A 3,873-nucleotide genomic window follows, 5' to 3' on the forward strand; every position below is an offset into this window, starting at 1 on the left:
CTAACTGGGAACTCACCTGCATAGCAGGTGGTTTTATTAATTGTTAAACCAAAAATGAAATCCCCATAAACTCAGTGTTTATGGGGATTTTATAAGAGGCGACAACCAGATTCGAACTGGTGATCAGGGTGTTGCAGACCCACGCCTTACCGCTTGGCTATGTCGCCTTATTCAATTATATTTTGCAATCTAACCCTTATGGTAAAGAAATTGCAGATGTCTGCTTTATCACTTGACTATCTTGCCTTATTTAATTATATTCTACAATCAAATTTTTATGATAAAGAAGTTGCAGACTTTTGACTTATCTATATTTATTTTAAAATTTCAAATGACTCCAAGGGGATTTGAACCCCTGTTACCGCCGTGAAAGGGCGGTGTCTTAACCGCTTGACCATGGAGCCTTTTTTAAGGACATAAGACAAGTAGTCCTAAATACACAAATTCTCCTAAACAAGAATTACACTAAAACAATAAATGTATACTCTAAATAATACATTCTTAATCTTAACAATACTTATTATACCTTTATTATTAAACAAAATATTAAAAATAATATTTTTCTTTCAACAACAAAATGTATATTACCATATTTTAATAGGCTTTGCAAGCACTTTTTTTATTTTTTAACATTTTTTTATTCCTTACTTTTCAGCACTGAAACAATAAAGTCATATCACCTTTTTAATAATAAGGTTAAGCGGATATTTACAATCCGCTACGCTACTTGCTTGGGTGTTTGACACCCTAACCTTATAGCTACTATCGTAACGCAAGTCCCCACCCCCATTTATGCCTTTGTAGCATTGAAGTGGGGGACTTCCTTGATGAGGTTAAAATATATAAAATTAACTTTTATCAAAAAGAAAAAAACTAATTTTATAGTCACAGCGGATACTTACAATCCCCTATGCTATCTGCTCAAACTATCTAGGTGCTATTACAACGCAAATCCCCTACTTATACCTCTGTACTACTGAAGTGAAAAACTTCCTTGATAAAGGCAAATACTGATAAAAAATAAATATTTTTAATTTGTATTAATCACTTCAGAAAGACGCTGCATACCTTCTCGTACCTTCTCCATTGAATCTAAAATAACTTGAACGCCAGAGGCTTGGTCTTGTATAGAAGTGCTTATTTCTGTTGTATTTTGTACTGAATTTTGAGAAATATCCTCTACTTGTTTCATTGCTTGAAGTAAATTTTCTTTAATATGAACAACACTAGCAAGCTCTTCTTTTAATAAATCAATAACTTTAATTACTTCTTCTGAAGAATGAAGTATTGCTTCAAAAATGTGTACTGTGCCATCTAATTTTGTATTCGATTCATTTACAATAATATTATTAGAATCCATTAATCCTGTAATTTCTTTCACAGTAAAAATAATATCCTTTAATATGGCATCAATCTTTTGAGTGGCTACAGAAGATTCGCTTGACAAAGAATTAATCTCATCAGCTACAACCGCAAATCCTTTTCCTGCTTCTCCTGCTCTAGCTGCTTCAATTGCCGCATTTAATGCAAGCAAATTTGTTTGTTTTGCAATCTGTCCAATGCTTTCAATAATTTCGCCAATTGAACTTGATTTTTGTGCCAACAACGTAACACCTTCTGAAGCTTTTTGTGTAGACTCAATATTTTCATGAAATTTATGAGCAAGCTCTGTAATAGACTGAATTCCCTCATCATTTTTTTCTTTAAGTATTTTCATATTTTCTACAGTCTGTTCAACTCGCTGTTCTGAATTTACAATCATGTCATTTAAATCGTTAAATATTTCAATACTTCCTTCAACCTGCTGAATCTGCATATTTGCACTATTAGAAATTTCTTCTGTTGATGCTGTAATTTGTGTTGTACTAATCTCAAAACTATGTAAAGAATCGTAAATATTTTTAGAAGATTGCTGTAATCCTTCAAAAGCTTCACGAATGCTGTTAAGCACTTCTTCTGCTTCATGTTCTTTTTTCTCTACTGTTAAAAACAATGTTTTTGCTCTTATTACAATCATTACTGAGACAAGGACTGCAAGAACATATACCATACCAGCAAATATCCATATAGAAACCGTATACATTGCCAAATATGCCTGTGGAAATATTATCATAGCAATTACATTAGGCACTATAGTAAATATACTGCATACTTTAATCATTGATAAATCATAATATGGAACAGCTAAAAATAATATCAAAAAATAGGCTTCCACCATTGCACCAAAACAACCAGGTGTTCCTAATACAATTGTCACAGCTCCAATGACTGGTAAAATAGAAATATATATGTACTTTGCAAATCTTCCTAAAAACCTTTCTAGTGCTTTGGTTAGCAAACTAGCTAATGCCATAAGAATTACAATGCTATCTTTTACAGCTCCACCATTAAATAACAATACATACACAAATGCAACAATTGGTATAACAGCTAAGAAAATAAACATAATCAGATTCATTCTCTTCTCTTCATTTTTTAAAATCTCTAAGTTCATTAAAAGCCTCCCTAATATAAAATAATTTTAATAATAGATTTTGCCTATAGTTTAGAAATCTCTTATCTATTTGTATAGCATATTTTATATATATTTTTACGAACAATAATTCAAGTAAAATATACTTAAAAACTTTTAGTAATTATTGTATTATTTAAAATTATTTTAACACGATAGAAAAAAATAATCAATATTAGGTTAATTTATTTTATTCATACTTTAAACATATAAATATATTTTTAATGTTATATTTCTTAACACTTAAAACAGCATTAAAAATGATTTTATTCTTATTACATCTTAACTAAAACTGTTTTTCACATTTTCAAATAATAAATTTATTCTCTATTATTTTTCATATGTGATATTTTGTAAATATTATATAAATATACTAAACTAAGTCAAAGGTTAAATTAAAAATTATATAAGAACTTATGAAATATCATATTAGTAAAAAGGAGACCACTATCTTTTTCTACAAAAAGATAGAATAATTATAAAGAAAGAAAAAGCAACTACAACCAATTTCAAGAATGTTCAATATTTAAATACCTAAATATCTTTTAAAAATTTCATTATTGCTTTTTAAACTACTATTATTTTACAACAGACACAATGTCTCTTCGTAGCAAAAAATTATATAATAAAAAAATAGTCTTATACAATATAAAATTGAAATTTATGTATGGAACTATTAAAATCTGCATTACCAGTTAAAATAGATATTCGTAATCCTCTATACTACTTGCCCAAACCATTCAGCTACTATCGTAACACAAATTTTCCAACTTACGCCTCTATTACATTGAAGTCGTCTGCTTCCATGATAAGGTTAAATACACAAAAAAGTTTTTCCTTATTTTATTAATAAATTACGTTTATTAAGGATGTATAGTGAAATTTTAAGTAAATTAGATTTTTAGATAAATGATTTTTTGTTATATCATCAAAATTTGATTTGTTTACTATATCTGATTTTATAGATTTATGTACATTTATATATGAAACCAGATAGCGTAATTTGAAAAATAGATAAAATAATATAAAGTTATTAAAAAAACAATTTTCTCTTTATTAATAAATTATTCAAAACATTGAATTTATTTACAAATAAAAAAATCCTGCATATGCAGGATTCTTAATGTACGTGACAAGATTCGAACTCGCGACCTTCTGGTCCGTAGCCAGACGCTCTATCCAGCTGAGCTACACGTACTAAATAAAATGCCGGCAACGGGAATCGAACCCGTATGGGAGTATAAGTCCCGCAGGATTTTAAGTCCTGTGCGTCTGCCTGTTCCGCCACACCGGCATATAATGGGACCAACAGGGCTCGAACCTGTGACCCTCTGCTTGTAAGGCAGATGCTCTCCCAGCTG

Annotated in this window: 1 protein-coding gene and 4 tRNA genes; all 5 read right to left on the minus strand. The window is 29.6% G+C overall.

All coding sequences use genetic code 11. The features are described 5' to 3' along the window. Positions 1-96: 96 nt before the first annotated feature. Positions 97-167 (minus strand) — tRNA-Cys (locus tag QZ321_RS12240). 165 nt (positions 168-332) lie between these two features. Next, positions 333-404 (minus strand) — tRNA-Glu (locus QZ321_RS12245). A gap of 626 nt (positions 405-1,030) precedes the next feature. Further along, positions 1,031-2,494 (minus strand): methyl-accepting chemotaxis protein, encoded by a 1,464-nt coding sequence (locus QZ321_RS12250; RefSeq protein ID WP_294197010.1) that lies wholly within the window; start codon positions 2,492-2,494, stop codon positions 1,031-1,033. 1,142 nt (positions 2,495-3,636) lie between these two features. After that, positions 3,637-3,710, minus strand: a tRNA-Arg gene (locus tag QZ321_RS12255). Between the two features lie 9 nt (positions 3,711-3,719). Further along, positions 3,720-3,806: transfer RNA gene (locus QZ321_RS12260), tRNA-Leu, on the minus strand. Positions 3,807-3,873: the final 67 nt, after the last annotated feature.

This window comes from uncultured Clostridium sp., from assembly GCF_910588715.1.
Lineage (GTDB): Bacteria > Bacillota > Clostridia > Clostridiales > Clostridiaceae > Clostridium.